We start from the raw sequence: 602 nt of genomic DNA, 5'->3' as shown, positions 1-602 counted from the left end.
GTGTATAAGAGACAGGGGCGGTACCGGCGGCTCCAGGGGCGGCAGGGCGCGCAGCGCGGACTCCGTGGCGTCGAACCAATCGCGGACCCGGGGGGCCTCGTCCCCGGGGGCGAGCGCCACCAGGTACACCTCTCGCTCGGCGTGGTCCCACACCAGCAGCCGGTCCGCCAGCACCAGCCCGGCGTCGGGGTCCGGCGAGGCATGGGCCGCGCTCGCGCCGCAGTCGTGCTTCAGCTCGTAGCCCAGGTAGCCCACGAAGCCGCCCTGGAAGTCGAAGGGCAGGTCGGCGCGCTCCGCGCCCAGCCGCGCCAGCTCCCGCCGCAGGTGCCCGAACAGCTCCGTGGAATGCTCCTCGGTGCCGTCCGCCCGGGTCACGGTGAGGCGGGGCGGGTTCACGTGGTAGCGAAGGACGGCCGCGTGGGGGCCGGTGGCGTCACCCATGAAGGAGAAGCGCGACAGGCCGGCTTCGACGCGGCTGCTGTCCAGCCAGAAGGCGTGCTCGCGTCCTCCGTGCAGCGCCACGAAGGCCTGCTCGGGGGAGACGTCGAGCCGCAGTTTCCGGTGGTGGACGCGGTAGGCTGGCTCTTATACACATCTGACGC

1 pseudogene is annotated in these 602 nt (G+C 72.6%); it reads right to left on the bottom strand.

Going from position 1 to position 602, the window contains the following annotated elements:
• Positions 1–522 (bottom strand): annotated as a pseudogene (locus D7W79_RS42570) (aminodeoxychorismate synthase component I); the annotation flags it as partial.
• Between the last annotated feature and the right edge of the window lie 80 nt (positions 523–602).

The sequence above is a fragment of the Corallococcus exercitus genome, from assembly GCF_003611585.1.
Classification (GTDB): Bacteria; Myxococcota; Myxococcia; order Myxococcales; family Myxococcaceae; genus Corallococcus; species Corallococcus exercitus.
The sequence above is the reverse complement of the archived record's forward strand: the minus strand, read 5'-3'. Positions and strand labels throughout refer to the sequence as shown.